The sequence below is a fragment of the Bradyrhizobium sp. INPA03-11B genome (genome assembly GCF_040446015.1).
Classification (GTDB): domain Bacteria; phylum Pseudomonadota; class Alphaproteobacteria; order Rhizobiales; family Xanthobacteraceae; genus Bradyrhizobium; species Bradyrhizobium macuxiense_A.
In genome coordinates this window covers 1-15,518 of sequence record NZ_JASGSR010000160.1, presented here as the reverse complement: position 1 = coordinate 15,518, position 15,518 = coordinate 1, and the positions used below count along the sequence as shown (strand labels likewise).

Annotated in this window: 15 protein-coding genes and 1 pseudogene; 9 read left to right on the top strand and 7 right to left on the bottom strand. The window is 65.4% G+C overall.

The window, feature by feature from the left end; translation table 11 throughout:
* The first annotated feature begins 547 nt into the window (after positions 1–547).
* Together QMZ05_RS36965 and QMZ05_RS36960 are read left to right on the top strand one after the other, a co-directional pair.
* Positions 548–949 (top strand): YciI family protein, encoded by a 402-nt coding sequence (locus tag QMZ05_RS36965; protein ID WP_353705236.1) that lies wholly within the window; start codon positions 548–550, stop codon positions 947–949.
* Positions 950–1,029: 80 nt separating this feature from the next.
* Positions 1,030–2,313 carry a sigma-70 family RNA polymerase sigma factor gene (locus QMZ05_RS36960; protein WP_353705235.1) on the top strand — a complete coding sequence of 428 codons (1,284 nt, stop codon included), beginning with the start codon at positions 1,030–1,032 and terminating at the stop codon, positions 2,311–2,313.
* A gap of 106 nt (positions 2,314–2,419) precedes the next feature.
* Here QMZ05_RS36960 and QMZ05_RS36955 read toward each other — a convergent pair whose 3' ends face one another.
* The gene (locus QMZ05_RS36955; RefSeq protein WP_353705234.1) at positions 2,420–2,857 is read right to left on the bottom strand and encodes a hydrogenase; all 438 of its coding nucleotides are present in this window, start codon (positions 2,855–2,857) and stop codon (positions 2,420–2,422) included.
* Positions 2,858–3,101: 244 nt separating this feature from the next.
* Here QMZ05_RS36955 and QMZ05_RS36950 point away from each other — a divergent pair, with 244 nt between their 5' ends.
* Together QMZ05_RS36950 and QMZ05_RS36945 are read left to right on the top strand one after the other, a co-directional pair.
* Positions 3,102–4,130, top strand: coding sequence for a putative zinc-binding metallopeptidase (locus tag QMZ05_RS36950; RefSeq protein ID WP_353705233.1), 1,029 nt, complete (start codon positions 3,102–3,104; stop codon positions 4,128–4,130).
* Positions 4,127–5,161: an ATP-grasp domain-containing protein gene (locus tag QMZ05_RS36945; protein ID WP_074127264.1), complete on the top strand. Its 1,035-nt coding sequence runs from the start codon at positions 4,127–4,129 to the stop codon at positions 5,159–5,161. Before QMZ05_RS36950 ends, QMZ05_RS36945 begins: the two co-directional genes overlap by 4 nt.
* Before the next feature lie 7 nt (positions 5,162–5,168).
* Here QMZ05_RS36945 and QMZ05_RS36940 read toward each other — a convergent pair whose 3' ends face one another.
* Positions 5,169–5,441, bottom strand: coding sequence for a hypothetical protein (locus QMZ05_RS36940; protein WP_353705232.1), 273 nt, complete (start codon positions 5,439–5,441; stop codon positions 5,169–5,171).
* Between the two features lie 729 nt (positions 5,442–6,170).
* On the opposite strand from QMZ05_RS36940, the gene QMZ05_RS36935 reads away from it, so the two are divergent.
* The 3 genes from QMZ05_RS36935 to QMZ05_RS36925 all read left to right on the top strand — a co-directional run bounded on the left by QMZ05_RS36935 (position 6,171) and on the right by QMZ05_RS36925 (position 9,850).
* Complete coding sequence (locus QMZ05_RS36935) at positions 6,171–7,169, top strand: L,D-transpeptidase family protein (protein ID WP_353705231.1); 999 nt, start codon at positions 6,171–6,173, stop codon at positions 7,167–7,169.
* A 226-nt stretch (positions 7,170–7,395) separates the two neighbouring features.
* The gene (locus tag QMZ05_RS36930; RefSeq protein ID WP_353705230.1) at positions 7,396–9,060 is read left to right on the top strand and encodes a thiamine pyrophosphate-binding protein; all 1,665 of its coding nucleotides are present in this window, start codon (positions 7,396–7,398) and stop codon (positions 9,058–9,060) included.
* Positions 9,061–9,079: 19 nt separating this feature from the next.
* Positions 9,080–9,850, top strand: a complete 771-nt coding sequence (locus QMZ05_RS36925) for a glucose 1-dehydrogenase (protein WP_353705229.1) — start codon at positions 9,080–9,082, stop codon at positions 9,848–9,850.
* Positions 9,851–10,190: 340 nt separating this feature from the next.
* On the opposite strand, the gene QMZ05_RS36920 is transcribed toward QMZ05_RS36925, so the two are convergent.
* The 5 genes from QMZ05_RS36920 to QMZ05_RS36900 form a co-directional block, all read right to left on the bottom strand.
* Positions 10,191–10,367 (bottom strand): hypothetical protein, encoded by a 177-nt coding sequence (locus QMZ05_RS36920; protein ID WP_353705228.1) that lies wholly within the window; start codon positions 10,365–10,367, stop codon positions 10,191–10,193.
* A 551-nt stretch (positions 10,368–10,918) separates the two neighbouring features.
* Positions 10,919–11,674, bottom strand: a complete 756-nt coding sequence (locus QMZ05_RS36915) for a GntR family transcriptional regulator (RefSeq protein WP_353705227.1) — start codon at positions 11,672–11,674, stop codon at positions 10,919–10,921.
* A gap of 6 nt (positions 11,675–11,680) precedes the next feature.
* Positions 11,681–12,661, bottom strand: a complete 981-nt coding sequence (locus QMZ05_RS36910) for a Gfo/Idh/MocA family oxidoreductase (RefSeq protein WP_353705226.1) — start codon at positions 12,659–12,661, stop codon at positions 11,681–11,683.
* On the bottom strand, positions 12,658–13,545 hold the full coding sequence (locus tag QMZ05_RS36905) for an NAD(P)-dependent oxidoreductase (protein WP_353705225.1): 888 nt from the start codon (positions 13,543–13,545) through the stop codon (positions 12,658–12,660). Before QMZ05_RS36905 ends, QMZ05_RS36910 begins: the two co-directional genes overlap by 4 nt.
* 19 nt (positions 13,546–13,564) lie before the next feature.
* Positions 13,565–14,527 (bottom strand): tripartite tricarboxylate transporter substrate-binding protein, encoded by a 963-nt coding sequence (locus QMZ05_RS36900; protein WP_353705224.1) that lies wholly within the window; start codon positions 14,525–14,527, stop codon positions 13,565–13,567.
* A gap of 132 nt (positions 14,528–14,659) precedes the next feature.
* Between QMZ05_RS36900 and QMZ05_RS36895 the strand changes: the two genes are divergently transcribed.
* Together QMZ05_RS36895 and QMZ05_RS36890 are read left to right on the top strand one after the other, a co-directional pair.
* Positions 14,660–15,049 (top strand): carboxymuconolactone decarboxylase family protein, encoded by a 390-nt coding sequence (locus tag QMZ05_RS36895; protein ID WP_353705223.1) that lies wholly within the window; start codon positions 14,660–14,662, stop codon positions 15,047–15,049.
* A gap of 75 nt (positions 15,050–15,124) precedes the next feature.
* Positions 15,125–15,518: pseudogene (locus QMZ05_RS36890) on the top strand (3-carboxy-cis,cis-muconate cycloisomerase); the annotation flags it as partial.

Genomic DNA, 15,518 nt, shown 5'->3' with positions numbered 1-15,518 from the left:
GAACACTTCCACGCCGTCGCCGCAGGATGGAGCCTCAGAGATCTGTGCATGCCCTAGTGCGAAAGCAGGGACCCATAGCCACGATACAAGTTGGCTTGCACCGCTTTGGCCACGGCTCGCTTCAACAACTCGGCCCTGTGGTTATGGGTCCCTGCTTTCGCAGGGACGACGATCGGGGGAGGAGCCGTCTTGGTTATCGATCTGCATCCTCGCACTTGCCGGCGAAGGGAAGCTTAAGCGATTTCGGAATATTGGAAATATGCCCCTGATTTGCCCGACGTGTCAAGGTGCCCGTGTCGGACGCCGGCAGCCCGCCGGCTGCTTTGCATGGGGTTGTTTTCGATATTTTTGGCCCCGCGCATCCGCGGCGGCTGTAAAGGGGAACAGGGCGCGCCGCCGATGCGTCCGCAGTTTGCCCTGTTCCGTCGCCTAGCCCGAAAATAATTCCCCACCCCATGTCGATCCGGTTCGCACCGGATCGTCGTCCCCGATAGCGAGCCGGTTTTGCGGCGGTTATCGTCGCTTCTCGCCCAACAGGAGTTTTCCGATGCGGTTCATGTATATCGTCACCTCGTCCCAGCCCCCGCGGCCGCCGACGCCGGCCCTGATGGAGGCGATGGGCAAGCTCGCCGAGCGGGAAATCAAGGCCGGCCGCATGATCGACACCGGCGGGCTGCTGCCGGTCGCGATGGGTGCCCAGGTCCGCATCACCGACGGGAAGCTCAACGTCATCGACGGGCCGTTCATCGAGACCAAGGAGATGATCGGCGGCTACGCGATCTTCGAGCTGCGCAACAAGGAAGAGGCGGTGGCGGCCGCGGTGGAGTTCATGCAGCTGCACAAGGAGCACATGCCTGGTTGGGACGGCACCTGCGAGGTGCGCGCCTTCGCCACCCCGGGCGTCGACGGCGCCTGCCAGGTCGATGTGTCCGCAGCGCTTGATGCGTAGCGGACGGAGCGTTTTCAGGCGAAGCGGCCTCCGGTTCGCGTGAAGACAACGCGTCCAGGCAACAATCCAGGTCGGCGGCGATGACGGTCGCCGACATCCAGTCCACGATCCTTGCGGTGTGGCGCATCGAGCAGCCGCGGCTGATCACCAGCCTGTCGCGGATGCTGCGCGACGTGCCGCTCGCCGAGGATCTGACCCAGGAAACGCTGATCGCGGCGCTCGAGCACTGGCCGGGCAGTGGCGTGCCGGAAAAGCCGGGCGCCTGGCTGATGGCCGTCGCCAAGCGCCGCGCGCTCGATCATCTGCGCCGCAATCGCATGCTCAGCCAGCGGCACGGCATGCTGGCGCATGATCTGGCGCGGGAGCAGGAGACCATGCCCGATTTCGATTCCGCGCTCGACGACGATATCGGCGACGAATTGCTGCGGCTGATCTTCACCGCCTGCCATCCGCTGCTGTCGCGCGAGGCGCGCGCCGCGCTGGCGCTGCGGATGATCTGCGGCCTCACCACCGAGGAGATCGCGCGCGCCTTCCTGCAGGCGGAAGCGACCATCGCCCAGCGCATCGTGCGCGCCAAGCGCACGCTGTCGGAATCAGGCCTGGCCTATGAGACGCCGCGCGGCGCGGCGCTGTCCGAGCGGCTCGCCTCGGTGCTCGAGGTCGCCTATTTGATCTTCAACGAGGGCTATACCGCTGCGCGCGGCGACGAATGGCTGCGGCCGCAGCTCTGCGACGAGGCGCTGCGGATCGGCCGCGTGCTGACCTCGATCGCGCCATCGGAGCCGGAGGCGCACGGCCTGCTGGCGCTGATGGAGTTCAACGCCTCGCGGATGGCGGCGCGCACCGATGCGGACGGCGAGCCGATCCTGCTGATGGACCAGAACCGCGCGCTGTGGGATCGCCTGCAGATCCGCCGCGGGCAGCTCGCACTGGCGCGCGCCCGCGAGCTCGGCGGCGCCGGCGGCTTCTACGCGCTGCAGGCCGCGATCGCCGCCTGCCACGCCGAGGCCGATGCGCCCGGCGCGACCGACTGGCGCCGCATCGCCGCGCTCTACGGCGATCTCGCCGCGCTGCTCGACTCGCCCATCATCGAGCTCAACCGCGCGGTCGCGATCGGCATGGCGGAAGGGCCGCAGGCCGCGCTTGCGATCGTCGACGGTCTCGCCGATGAGCCGGCGCTGAAATCCTATCACCTGCTGCCGAGCGTGCGCGGCGATCTCCTGCACCGCCTGAGCCGCTTCGCCGAGGCGCACACGGCGTTCGAGGCCGCCGCCGCATTGGCCGGCAACGCGCGCGAGCGTGAGTTCCTCAAGCGCCGCGCCGCCGCCGCTGCACGTGCGGCGCAGGGCCACGAGCGGCGCTGACGGCTTCGCGATCCCGGACGGAGGCCTTGAGCTCAGGCCTATCGATCGCGTAGCCCGCGCTTCACCACCAACCCGGCCGACACCACTGCGGCCGTGCAGCGCTGGGTTAAGCGTTAGGTCCGACCAGCCCGGCCTTGCCGCGCAGCCCCCACAGCAGCAGGACCGATGCCGCGATGATCGCAAGGCCGATCGAGATGAACCCTGCGGTCACAAGCGTCTCCTGCCACGGCGCGGCACCGCGTCCGGCCGCGGTGATTGGCGAGAGCGCACCGGTCCCGAGCATGGCGGCGAGCGTCGTCACCGCCCAGTTGCCATATGTCCCGCAGAGCAGCGCCCAGTAGGCGAAAGCGCGCGGACCGGACGCCAGCCTGACTTCGCTCCAGATTGCGCCGACCGCGAGCAGGAAGGTGCCGTTCATCACGCCTTCGAGATGCGCCGCGAGCGCCATCCGCACATTGGTGAAGTGCTGCTCGGCAAGGCCGGTCAACAGCCCGATCAGGAACAAGGCCATGCCGTGAAACAGCAGCCGCCGCCGATAATCCATTGTCGCCCCCAGAAATAGCTCCTCGAAATAACGGCTGACCATAGCAGAAACTGCGCAGTCGCCCGCCAGGGATCGGGACCAACGACCCGACCAGCGGAGGGCCTGCCGCTCGGTCTTGCCGCGCCGGCTGCCGGCGACCGGCCAAGTCACATCGCCGGGCCGTGCCGCAAAAGCCCGGCGGTTGTTGCCGGCTGCAACCTATGACACCATCCCGATTCCAGTTTATTTTTGACTTTGGAAGCCTATGCCGCGCCGCAAATATGCCTGGGAGAACCTTACCGACGAGCAGTTGCTCCAGCAGCGCCTCAGCAGTCTGAGGGTTGCGGTCGAAGGCACCTGGCTCGCGGATTGTGTCAGCACGCTCTACGAGGAGCTCGAAGAGCGCGGCATCCGGCTGCGGCCGCACACCTGGATCTCGAGCGAATGGTTCAGCCCGGCGGATGTGCCCGGCATCGCGATTCCGTTTTACCTGGCCCATCCCCGCCTGATGAAGCTCGAGAAGAAGATGATGCTCGACGTCGAGGGCGCCTCGTGGTCCGAGTGCATGGCCATTCTCCGCCACGAGGCGGGCCACGCCGTGCAGCACGGCTACCAGCTGCAACGCCGCCGGCGCTGGCAGCAGCTGTTCGGTCCGTCGTCGCAGCATTATCCGCGCTACTACCGGCCCAATCCGGCCAGCCGCAACTATGTCCAGCATCTGCGGCTCTGGTACGCGCAGAGCCATCCGGACGAGGATTTCGCCGAGACCTTCGCGGTTTGGCTGCGGCCGCGCTCGAACTGGCGGACGCGGTATGCCGGCTGGCCGGCGCTGAAGAAGCTCGAATATGTTGACGAGCTGATGGGCGAGATCGCCGGCAAGCGGCCGCTGCTGACGACGCGCGAGCGCGTCGATCCGTTGCGTGCGCTCAAGCAGACGCTCGGCGAGCACTACAAGAAGAAGCAGGCGTTCTACGCGTTCACGCCGCCGAAGACCTATGACCGCGATCTGTCCAAGCTGTTCTCCGCCGATCCGCGGCATCAGCGGTATCAGCCGGCGGCGGTGTTCATCAGGCGGCATCGTGCTCATATCAGGCAACTGGTCGCGCGCTGGACCGGCGAGAACCAGCTGACGCTCGATGCCGTGCTCGACGACATGATCTCGCGCTGCCGCGAGCTTAATCTGCGTGCCGTCGGCCCCGAGCAGAAGCTCGTGACCAACTTCATCATCCTGCTGACCGCCAAGACCATGCACGCGCTGTTCGGCCCGTCGCGCCGTAAATGGATCGCGCTATGAAACACCTTCGCATCCTGGTGCTCATGCATCCCGACTGTGTGCCGCCCGATAGCAGCGACGGATACTCCGCGCGGGAAATCAACGAGTGGAAGACCGAATACGACGTCGTGAGCACCCTGCGCGCGGCCGGCCATGAGGTTCGCCCGCTCGGCGTGCAGGAGGAAATCAAGCCGGTGCGCGACGAGATCGAAGGCTTCAAGCCGCACATCGTGTTCACGCTGCTGGAGGAGTTTCACTACGACGTCGTGTATGACCAGCACATCGCGAGCTATCTCGAGCTGATGAAGATCCCGTACACCGGGTGCAACCCGCGCGGCCTGATCCTGGCGCGCGGCAAGGATCTGTCCAAGACGCTGGTGCATCATCGCCGGGTCCCGGTGCCGGCCTTCGCCGTGTTCCCGATGCGCCGCAAGGTCAAGCGGCCGCCGCGTCTCGAGCTGCCGCTGATCGTCAAGAGCCTGAGCAGCGACGGATCGCTCGGCATCTCGCAGGCGTCGATCGTCGATACCGACGAGAAGCTCGTGGAGCGCGTCGCCTTCATCCATGAGCGGATCGGAACGGCCGCGATCGCCGAGCAGTTCATCGAGGGCCGCGAGCTTTATGTCGGCGTGCTCGGCAACAACCGGCTGCGGGTCCTGCCGGTGTGGGAATTGAAATTCGGCAGCATGGGCGGCCCCGGCGCGCGGCATATCGCGACCGAAAAGGCCAAGCACGATACCAGCTATCAGGAGCGCATCGGGATTGCGGATGGTCCGGCCGACGACCTCACGCCGGAACTATCCGCCCATATTCAGCGGCTGGCGAAACGCATCTACCGGACCCTGGGACTCGACGGCTATGCGCGCATCGACTTCCGCCTGTCCACCAATGGCGTGCCGTATTTCATCGAAGCCAATCCGAATCCCGAGATCGCCAAGAGCCAGGAGTTCGCGACCGCCGCCGGGCATGACGGGCTCGATTACCCGGGTCTGTTGAACCGGATCGTGACGCTCGGAATCAGCCGCGCCAAGGCCGGCGTATCCCTGGGCTGACCGAGCTTCAGAGACTGCGTTGTGTGGTGTGGCGCCGTGCGTCCCTGGCGAGAAACATCGCAAACGTTTCCCTAACGCGCGTCGCCGGTGTCGCTTCGGTCGCGGCTGCGGAAACGGGCGCCGAGGTGGAACGAAACGCATCCGGTTCCGGCCACCGCCGTGCGATGATGTCGTTTACCGGAACCGCCAACAGGATACTGTCGCTGCGGCAGGTGTCGTAGACGTACAAACCGGCAAGAAAAATCGATACGACAACAAGGATCGTCCTGGAAATCGGCATTGTGTTTGCGCCTTCTTGATTGAGGCGAACAATGCCCGGCGACGGTGACCCGCGCGTTTAGCTGTCGGATCGATCGGCCAGTACGGTTCCCGCTTGGTGAACGCGATGCATAAACCGTTCGCTTACCAACGCCTTCAAGGTTGCGGCAACCAGCTTTCCTCACCAGCCTGCAAGGAGTCTCTGGCATCAAGGGATCAAGAAAAAGACTGAGGAGGCCACCATGTTCGTCGCCATTCGAGTCATGATCCTGATCGCCAGTGCCTATGCAGGCTCGGCCGTCGCGGAGATGCAGTTCGCGCCGCTGCCGAACCTTGCGGCGTCGTCCGCGCCGTAGGATCGGCGAGCGACGCTTCTTCTTCGCGCCGTCTTGACGCAAGGCCGGCGTCATCAGCGCGAGGCTGCGGCAACTCCGATTGCGCGGGCTGCATTTTCCGCCATCCGGGTCGCCGTCAGTCGCAGGAAATACAGCGACAGTCCTGGATTGCGTTCGCACAGCTTCCTCAGTGCGCCATCGCTGATCCACAGCAGGTCCACGTCGGTTGTCGCCTTCCTGAGCGGAAATGAGTCTGAGCGGCAGTCACGCGGAACGTGACGCATCGCGGTGCGGTGGCAGCGAAGCTCTCGACCGCCTCGGGCGCCTTCTGTTGCCCGACGCAGTGCAGCGAAGGGCATGTTGGAACTTCGCGGCTTTCCGTAGCTTGACGGAAGGTGGCCATGTTGGGATGCGCGATGTTCCGACGTTTTGCCTTTGCACGTTTTGCCGCTGCCCTCTTGTTTTTGTCGACCACGCCCGTGGTTGCAGCAGGTCTCGATGCCGCATCGATCAACGACGCCGCGGCGCCGCCGGCAAGATTGCCGGACCGTCAACAGCTCAGCCCTTCCATTGCCAGGCTCGAGATCCTGCTTGATCGCGCGCATTTCTCCCCCGGCGAGATCGACGGCAAGCTCGGCGAGAACGCGCAGAAGGCGCTCGCGGCATTCGCCGAGGCCAATGGATTGTCCTTCGACAAGGCGGTGACGGCGGATCTCTGGACCAGGCTCGCTTCTGCCAGCGAAGGCGCCTCGGTCGCCACCTACACGATTGTCGATGCCGACGTGAAAGGCCCGTTCCTGAACAAGGTCCCCGCGAAGATGGAGAGCATGAAAGACCTGCCGGCGCTGAACTACACCAGCCCGCGCGAAGCGCTCGCCGAGAAATTCCACATGAGCGAGGCGTTGCTTCAGGCGCTCAACCCCGGGCAGAAGTTCGATAAGCCCGGTGACAGCATTGCGGTTGCGAACGTGCTCGACACCGAAAAGCCGGCACCGGTCGCGCGTATCGAGGTCGACAAGACGCGGCAGACGCTACGGACCTTCGATGCCGCAGGGAAGCTCCTCGCCTTCTATCCCGCAACGGTCGGCAGCACGGAGAAGCCGACGCCGAGCGGCACGCTGAAGGTGACGGCGATCAACAAGAATCCGACCTATCGCTACAATCCAAAATACAAGTTCAAGGGTGTCAAATCGAAGAGGCCGTTTACGATCAAGCCCGGCCCGAACAACCCGGTCGGCGTGGTCTGGATCAACCTCTCGGGGGAAGGCTACGGCATTCACGGCACCGGTAATCCCGGCAAGATCTCCAAGGCCGAATCCCACGGCTGCGTCCGGCTCACGAATTGGGACGCGCTCAGGGTCGCGGCCGGTGTCGCCAAGGGCACGCCGGTTGCGTTCGTGGAGAGCTCGCGATAGCGCGACGAGCGCAGGACCTGACGCCGAGTATTGCCGGTTGCCAACCTCGTTCCGTGTCATTGCCGCGTCGCGGAATGATGTCGACCGCGCGATGCGCGTCCGTGGCTTGAAGCCATGCGGAAGACGCAGCCGGCCGCGCGCACACCAACCGTCGCGCACGGTTGCCATGGGCCGCTCTCCGGCTGATGATGCGCAAAACGGATCAAAACCGATCGAGAGGAAGCGAATGCGTGGGCGTCGTGTGCTGATGGAATCGTTCGTGTCGCACGGCGTGCGCCATATTTTCGGCAATCCCGGCACGACGGAAACACCGCTGCTCGATAGTTTGCCGGCATTTCCGCAACTCGAATACATCATGGCGCTGCATGAAGGTGTCGCGGTCAGCGCGGCCAGTTTCTACGCGCAGGCGTCGGGGCGCGTCACCGTTGCCAACCTGCACGTCGCTCCCGGCCTCGGCAACGGCATCGGTTCACTCTACGGCGCGCTGAAGGCAAACTCGCCCGTGGTCGTGACGGCCGGCCAGCAGGATACGCGGATGCGGCTCAACAATCCGTTGCTCGGCCATGATCTCGTTGCGATGGCCGCACCCGTGACGAAGTGGAGCGTGCAGATCGAGCGCGCCGACGAGATCGCCCCGATCATGCGACGCGCGTTCAAGGTGGCGACCGATGCGCCGCAGGGACCGGTGTTCGTGTCGCTGCCGATCGACGTCCTCGAGCAGGAAACCGCGGTCGATGCGTCGACGCCGGATCATTTGTGGCGATCGACGCGTCCCGATCCGGCAGGCATCGAGGCGCTGGTCGCGCTGCTCCTGAAGTCGAAAAATCCGGCCATCATCGTCGGCGATGACGTGGCGCGGTCGGGCGGCGAGCAGGCGCTGGTGGCGCTGGCGGAAGCGCTCGGCGCCACCGTGTGGTCCGAGGGATTGCGCCATCACGCGTCGTTCCCGACCAGCCATCCGAGTTATCGCCAGTCGCTCCCGGGCGACGCCCGGCAGGTGCGGAAGGCGCTCGGCGAAGCCGATCTCGTGCTGCTGATCGGCGGTCCGTTCTTTGAGGACATCTGGTTTGCGTCCGGCGGCCATATTCCCGACGGCGCGTCCTTGCTGCAGATCGAGGCCTCGGCCGAGCGTCTCGCGCTCAACAACCGGCTCGATGCCGGCATCGTCGGCGACATCGCCGTCAGCCTCGCCGCACTGACGGAAGCGTTGCGTGCAAAGGCAGGTGCGGACTTCAAGCTGGCCGCGCAACGCCGCAACGCCGCGCTGGCCGAACTACAGGCGAAGGAGAAAGCGGCCTATCGCGCCCGTGTCGAGAAAAGCTGGAACCGCGAGCCAAGCTCGATGCCGCGCGTTACCGCGGAGCTTCGTCGCGGTCTGCCCGACGATGTCGTGATCGTCGACGAAAGCATCACGGCCAGCCTCGATCTCGCGCGCGCCTTCGATTATCGCGGCTTCGGCGATTATTTCGGCGGCCGTGGCGGCGGCATCGGGCAGGGCCTTGCCGGTGCGATCGGCGTCAAGGTCGCAATGCCGGACCGTCCGGTTGTCGCTGTCTCGGGCGACGGCTCGGCGATGTACGCGATCCAGGCGCTGTGGACTGCCGCGCACCACAGGCTTGCGATCGTGTTCGTGGTGCTCGCCAACCGCGAGTACCGCATCCTCAAGCACAATGTGGATGTCTGGCGTCAGAATTTCGAAGCCGGCACCCAGCATCCCTATCAGAATATGGATATCACCGGCCCCGTGCTCGACTTCGTGCATCTCGCAGCCGGCATGGGCGTCGAGGCGGTGAGAGTCGAGAAGGCCGACGACATCGCCGGTGCCGTTGCAAAGGCCGTGGCAGCTCAGCGGCCCTACCTCGTCGAGATCGCAATTGAAGGCAAGCGCTGACCGCGCCGAAGGAGTTTCCATGGCAGGCATTCTGGACGGCAAGGCTGCGTTGGTGACCGGCGGCGGCTCCGGCATAGGCCGGGCAACCGCGATTGCGATGGCGCGCGAAGGGGCGCGCGTGGCGGTGTCCGATCTGTCAAAGGATGGCATCGAGGAGACGGTCGCGCTGATCAACGCCGCGGGCGGCCAGTCGATCGCGATCCAGGGCGATGTCACCGACGAGGCCGATATCGCGAACATGGTGGCCCGTACGGTTTCGGCGTTTGGGCGCATCGATTGCGCCTTCAACAATGCCGGCGTGGCCGGGCGCTCCGTCGGCCCGCCCGGTCAACGCATTCACGAGCTCACGCAGCCGTCGGTGGCGAAGATGTTCTCGGTCAATCTGATGGGCGTGTTCCTGTGCCTGAAATACGAGGTTGCACAGATGCTCAAGCAGGGCGGTGGCGGCGCGATCGTCAACACCGCCTCGATCGCCGGGCTGGTCGGCCTCGCCACGTCGGCGCACTATGTCGCGACCAAGCACGGCGTCGTCGGGCTGACCAAGTCTGCCGCGATCGAATATGCCCAGGACGGCATCCGCGTGAATTGCGTCAATCCCGGATACATCAAGACGCCGATGACCAAGGAAACGATGGACGAGCGTTACGACGAGATCATCGCCAAGGTGCCGGTACGTCGCCTGGGCGTGCCGGAGGAAATCGCCGAAGCGGTGGTCTGGATGTGCTCGGACAAGGCGTCCTTCATGACGGGCGCGTCGCATGTGGTGGACGGCGGCTACAGCGCCGCCTGATCGTCTGAAGAACTCTGAGCCGTCAGGGCGTGACCGCGGATGTATGACTAACAGCAGGCCACAAACTCGATGTCGTCCCGGGCAAGCGACGCGCGACCCGGGACCCATAACCACGAAAGCCAACTGGTTTGCGAGCTGGAGCCACAGCGCGTTTCAACAACGCAAACTTCTGGTTATGGGTCCCTGCTCCCGTGCGCAATTGCGCACTAGGCAGGGACGACACGGGGTAAGAGCCGTGGACTCACACACTGGATCACCCGCTTTTTGTTTAGACCGGACAGATCACTGCGCGGGTGATGACGCCGAGGGCTCGGTTTGACAGTCGAATCGGTAGCAGACCCTAGTGGTCGGTCTTCGGCGCCTTGGCTGCAAGGTCGAGGCCGAACCGGAGAGCGCGCTCCTGGCGCTCTTCGGTCAAGAACCTCAGCTCCCGTTCCAGCGACCGCGCAACCTCGTCCTGGGTTTGCTGGGAATGGCGGCGGGAGCCGCCTTGCGGTTTGGCCGGTTGGGCAGTCACGGGAGAACCCTTGTCATCGCAGTGTCACAGGCGCAGGCATGCCACGGCTGGAGTCGTGGCGACAATCAAAAAGAATTCAGCGGGTGTCGTTTGGAATGTTTGTTGTGCATCTGACTCTAATTTGAGCAGGAAATTCTCCACGGCATCCCCAGCCCCGACTCAAGCGTTGGCTGTGATGGAGCCGAATACGGTCGGGCTTGCGGTCTCATCAATTCGGATGAGAGGGCCCGGTTCCCGCGAAATCATTTCCGGAATCACATGAAGACGTCCTGAAACCGACAAGGTCTAACCTTAGTAGCGTTGTGAAGAGCGGGTGCCTGGTGAGACGCTGACGACTGCGGTCGTGAGATTCACGACGGAGGTCGTGAGGCCGGTCGGTCCTGCCGAGACGTTGGGGTGATCCCGGAAATGAAGAAGCCGAATGCTGTGCCATATGTCTGGGCGGCCGCGTTGATCGCGGTCGTGATCTGGGGCGTGAGCGGCACCCCGCAGATGGCACATACCTCTGCCCCCACGCATCTGGCGCGGGTGCGGTAGAGCGAAAGGCCCGCCTAAAGCTTCGGCCGCAGCGAGCGCTGCATATCCATCGTGTAGGTGTAGCGCCCTTCGGGGTGCGTGGTGATGGTGACCTCGAACAGTTCCTCGCGCAGGCCGTAGTAGCGGCGGACCACGGTGAGCGCCGGCGATCCGGTCTTGACACCGAGTGCCTTGGCGATCGGCGCCGGCATCCCCCGCACGAAGATCTCCATCTGCGCACGCTCGGTGACCTGGCCGTACATCTTGGCGATCTGCTCATGCACCGGGGTTCGGCCGTGGTCGCTCCGGGTCACGACATCGGCGAATCGGCGCAGCACGTAGATCTCGGTCCAGCCGAGCGGGGCGGCGAACTGGTCGGAGCGGCGCACCGCCTCGATCAGGAACCAGCTCTTGCCGGGCTCGCATTTCAAAAGTCCGGCCAGCTTGCGGTCGGCGACGATGTCGCTGCTGGCGACCACGTCGCGATAGGTCTCGTTGGAATAGCGCAGCCACTCGCCGAGCGACTTGACGCTGTGGGTGAACAGCACCGGCGGCTCGGAGGCGATCACCACCGAGCCGAGGCCGGCGCGGCGCACGATCAGGCCCTGGTCGATCAGGATGCGCAGCGCCTCGCGCACGGTCTGGCGGCTCGCCTGATAGCTCGCCATCAACTCGGTCTCGGTCGGCAGCAGATTGCCAACGGCGTAGGTGCCGAGACGGATGTCCTTCTGCAGCCCGGTGGCGATGTCGCGATAGCGGGACGATCTCGCCCTGTCCGGTTGTTCAGACATGGCAGATCACTGGTATGCCGTATGGCAGGCGACCGGATGTCCAGACTGCATCGACTGCAGCGCGGCTTCGAACGCGGCGAGCGTCGCCAGCACGTCGGCTTCCGGTACCGGGAATGGCTGCTTGCGTTCGACCGCGTCGGCAAAGGCCGCGAGTTCCGCAGCGAGCGTGTTGACCGCCGGATAGCGCGTCGTTGCAGGTGCCTCGCCGGATGTCCGTAGCACCATCGTCCCCTCGTCGAGCACCTCTGCGGATCCCTTCGTCCCGAACACATGCACGCGCCAATAGAACGGCGTTGCGCGGATCGTCGCAAGGGTTGCACTCACGCCATTCACAAATTCAATCGCTAAAGTTGCAGTGTCGAGCGGCGGTGGTCCCGCCGCGCGTTCACTCAACCGGGCATAGACTTGTCGGGCAGGACCAAGGAGGCTGACGAAGCCGTCGAGCACATGCAGGCCCGCGCCGGTCAGTCCGCCGCCGGGTGACTCCTCGGGCGACAGCCGCCAGCCCTGCGTGATGGCCTGCGAGTTCTCGTTGCTGTTGTGGCCCTCGACATGCAGGATCGTTCCGAGCTCGCCGCTCGCGACAATCGCGCGCAGTGCCTGCATCGACGGCCAGAACCTTCGGTTATGCCCGACCGCGAGCGTCACGCCGGCCCTGCGGCAGGCCGCGAACATCTCGGCCGCGTCGCCGCGCCGAAGCGCCAGCGGCTTCTCGCAAAACACCTGCTTATCGGCTCCGGCTGCCGCGATCACCTGGCCCTTGTGCAGCGAATGCGGTGTTGCCAGCAGCACGGCGTCGATGCCGGGATCGGCGAGGACATCGTCCAGGCTCGCCGCGAGGGACAGGTCATGCGTTGCGCAAAAGTCCGCGGCGCCGCTGACGTCGGGTTCCACCGCGCTTGTGATCCTCAGCCGCGGCTCACCCTGCGCAGCCTCGACCAGCGCGCGGCCCCAGCGGCCGAGGCCCGCGATCGCACAATTGATCATGAATGGTCCTTACCTCGGCTGTGCCCGGCCCGGATCGCCTCGATCACGGCGGCGCTGTCGCTGTCCGGGCCTTCGCGCGCAATTGCCGCGCGCAGCAGTTCGGCCTGCACTGACGTCAGCGGCAAGGGCAGGCCGTGCCGGCCGGCCTCGCGCAGGATCAGCTCGGCGTCCTTCAAGGTCTGGGCGATATGCGATTGCGCCGAGAAATCCCGCGCCAGCATCTTCGGTCCCTTGCTGTCCATCACCTTGGAATATGCCGCCGATTGCCGCGCGGTCGCAAGGAAGGCCGCGCCGTCGAGGCCGAGCGCCTCGGCAAATCCGATGCCCTCGGCCAAAGCGGCGCGGTTATTCTGCAGGATCAGGTTGATGGCAAGCTTGGTGCGGCTGGCATTGCCGATCGCGCCGACATCGATCCGCTGCGGGCAGAGGATGTCGAGCGTCGCAGCGACGGCTGCGATGATGTCGGGATCGCCAGCGACCAGCGCGGTGGCAGTGCCGGCGCGGACCTCGACGCTGGTGCCCGAGATCGGCGCTTCGATGAAGGCAAGGCGCGAATGCGCCGCGAATTCGGCGATCGCGGTGATCTCGCCCGGCGCGCAGGTGGTGGTGCAGATGACGAGCGGCGGCAGCGTCGCGTTGGCAAGGTCCGGCAGCAGGCCCTTGACCTCTGCGGCGTCGTACACGGCGATCACGATGATCCGGCAGCGCGTGGCGACGTCGGCGGCGAAGGCCGCGAACTCGGCGCCGCTGTCCCTCAAGCCGTCCGTCTTTGCGGCATCGACGTCGAAGCCGATTACGCCGACGCCGGCGTCGATCAACCGCGCCGAAAGCGCCGATCCCATCAGTCCCAGACCGATCATGCCGACAGGTGTCTCGCGAGCCATGATGCGACGCCGCTTCGCGCTATTGCGGCTGGATGCCGGCCGCTTTCACTTCCGCCGACCAGCGCACCACCTCGCTCCTGACGAAGGCGCCGAACTCGGCGGGCGGCAGCGGCGCCACCATCACGCCGACATCGGCGAGCTTCTTCTTCGTCTCCGGCATCGCGAGGTACTTCGCGCACTCGGCGTAGATCTTGTTGACCACCGGCTCCGGCGTGCCGGCCGGCGCGAACAGCCCGTACCAGATGGTGGCCTCGAAGCCGGGCATCGCCTCGGCGAGCGCGGGCAACCCGGGCGTGAGCTCGTTGCGGGTCGCCGACGTCACGCCGATCCCGCGCAAGGTGCCGCCCTGCATCTGCGGGATCGCGACCGAGAAGTCCCCGAAGGTCAGGTCGATCACCCCGGCCATCACGTCGGTCATCGCCTGCGGCACGCCGCGATAGGACGCCGCGATCAGCGACAGGCCGCCGCGCGATTGCAGCTGCGCGATCGAGATCTGCGATGCGCCCGAGCCATAGCCCGCGGTCAGATTGGGGTTCGCCTTTGCGTAGCTGAGGAACTGCGGCAGGTCCTTGGCCGCGAGCTTCGGGTTGACCAGCAGCACCATCGCCGTGGTGGTGGTGCGGATCACGGGCGCGAAATCCTTCACCGGATCGTAGGGCAGGCTCTTGAGCGTCGCGACATTGCTGGCATGGGTGGTGTTGGTGCCCATCAGCAGTGTGTAGCCGTCGGGCGCGCTGCGGGCGACTTCCTGGGCGCCGATGCTGCCGAGCGCGCCGGCGCGGTTCTCGATCAGCACGGTCTGGCCGAACGTGTCCTGCAGATGCTGGCCGACCAGCCGCGCGACATTGTCGGGGCCGGCGCCCGCCGGGAAGGGCACGATGATCTTGAGCGGCCGCTGCGGGAAATCATCCGCGGCATGCGCCGGGAAGGCCGAAAGCGCGGAAAGGAGCAGGACGGCAAGCAGCCCCAGCCGTGACTTCATCCCGATCCCCTCCCTGTTCGTTTTGATAAATTTATACGGACAAATACGTTGGGAATGCAAGCACAGGGCCTATCCAAATATTGAGGCGCGCCATATTTATCCGTATAAATAGCCCATATAGGGAGCCAAACGATGGTGGACATCAGCGATCTCCATGCGCGCGGGCTGCGCCGGCGGCAGAAGATGTTCGGCGAGGGCGATGTCGCCAAGCGGATGGCGGCCGCGGGCGATTTCGGTACGCCGCTGCAAAACATCATCAATGCCTACGTCTATGGCGACGTCTGGGAGCGCAACGGGCTGTCCGACCAGATCCGCAGCCTTGTGATGCTCGGCATCACCGCCGCGAGCAGCAAGCCTGCCGAGTTCCGCGTTCATGCCAAGGGCGCGCTGGCCAATGGCTGCACCGCCGCCCAGGTGCAGGACGTGCTGCTGCTGGTCGCAATGTATTGCGGCATTCCGGCCGCGATCGAGACCAGCAAGATCGCAGCCGAGGTGTTCGGCGAGGCGCCCCCTGAGGGGTAGGGTAGCGGCCGGCGCTGTGATAGGGACGTTGCCGACTGCGACCGGCAACAGGATCTGCCCATGCCTGCCTTCCCGATGTCCGCCTTTCCGACCTCGACCACCGTGCTCGATTCCCTGCTGTTTCGCGATGCCTTCGGCACAAGCGAGATGCGCGAGGTGTTTTCCGACCTGCGGCTGATCGCGCGCTATGCCGAGGTCGAAGTCGCGCTGGCGAAGGCCGAAGCGCGCTGCGGCGTGATCCCGGCGCAAGCCGCGGAGGAGATCGCCGCGCGAACCGATGTCGCCGCGCTCGATTTCGATCTGCTGCGGCAGGAGACCGACGTGGTCGGCTACCCGATCCTGCCGCTGGTGCATCAGATGGCCAAGCAGTGCGGCGATGCCGGCCGCTATGTCCATTGGGGCGCGACCACGCAGGACATCATGGACACCGCCGTGGTGCTGCAGCTGCGCGACGGCCTCAAGATCATCG

Coding starts and splice junctions, on each gene's coding strand:
- QMZ05_RS36960 (WP_353705235.1), top strand. CDS start 1,030: ATGACGGTCGCCGACATCCAGTCCACGATCCTTGCGGTGTGGCGCATC.
- QMZ05_RS36945 (WP_074127264.1), top strand. CDS start 4,127: ATGAAACACCTTCGCATCCTGGTGCTCATGCATCCCGACTGTGTGCCG.
- QMZ05_RS36935 (WP_353705231.1), top strand. CDS start 6,171: ATGTTCCGACGTTTTGCCTTTGCACGTTTTGCCGCTGCCCTCTTGTTT.
- QMZ05_RS36910 (WP_353705226.1), bottom strand. CDS start 12,661: ATGATCAATTGTGCGATCGCGGGCCTCGGCCGCTGGGGCCGCGCGCTG.
- QMZ05_RS36930 (WP_353705230.1), top strand. CDS start 7,396: ATGCGTGGGCGTCGTGTGCTGATGGAATCGTTCGTGTCGCACGGCGTG.
- QMZ05_RS36915 (WP_353705227.1), bottom strand. CDS start 11,674: ATGTCTGAACAACCGGACAGGGCGAGATCGTCCCGCTATCGCGACATC.
- QMZ05_RS36940 (WP_353705232.1), bottom strand. CDS start 5,441: ATGCCGATTTCCAGGACGATCCTTGTTGTCGTATCGATTTTTCTTGCC.
- QMZ05_RS36895 (WP_353705223.1), top strand. CDS start 14,660: ATGGTGGACATCAGCGATCTCCATGCGCGCGGGCTGCGCCGGCGGCAG.
- QMZ05_RS36905 (WP_353705225.1), bottom strand. CDS start 13,545: ATGGCTCGCGAGACACCTGTCGGCATGATCGGTCTGGGACTGATGGGA.
- QMZ05_RS36925 (WP_353705229.1), top strand. CDS start 9,080: ATGGCAGGCATTCTGGACGGCAAGGCTGCGTTGGTGACCGGCGGCGGC.
- QMZ05_RS36965 (WP_353705236.1), top strand. CDS start 548: ATGCGGTTCATGTATATCGTCACCTCGTCCCAGCCCCCGCGGCCGCCG.
- QMZ05_RS36955 (WP_353705234.1), bottom strand. CDS start 2,857: ATGGATTATCGGCGGCGGCTGCTGTTTCACGGCATGGCCTTGTTCCTG.
- QMZ05_RS36950 (WP_353705233.1), top strand. CDS start 3,102: ATGCCGCGCCGCAAATATGCCTGGGAGAACCTTACCGACGAGCAGTTG.
- QMZ05_RS36900 (WP_353705224.1), bottom strand. CDS start 14,527: ATGAAGTCACGGCTGGGGCTGCTTGCCGTCCTGCTCCTTTCCGCGCTT.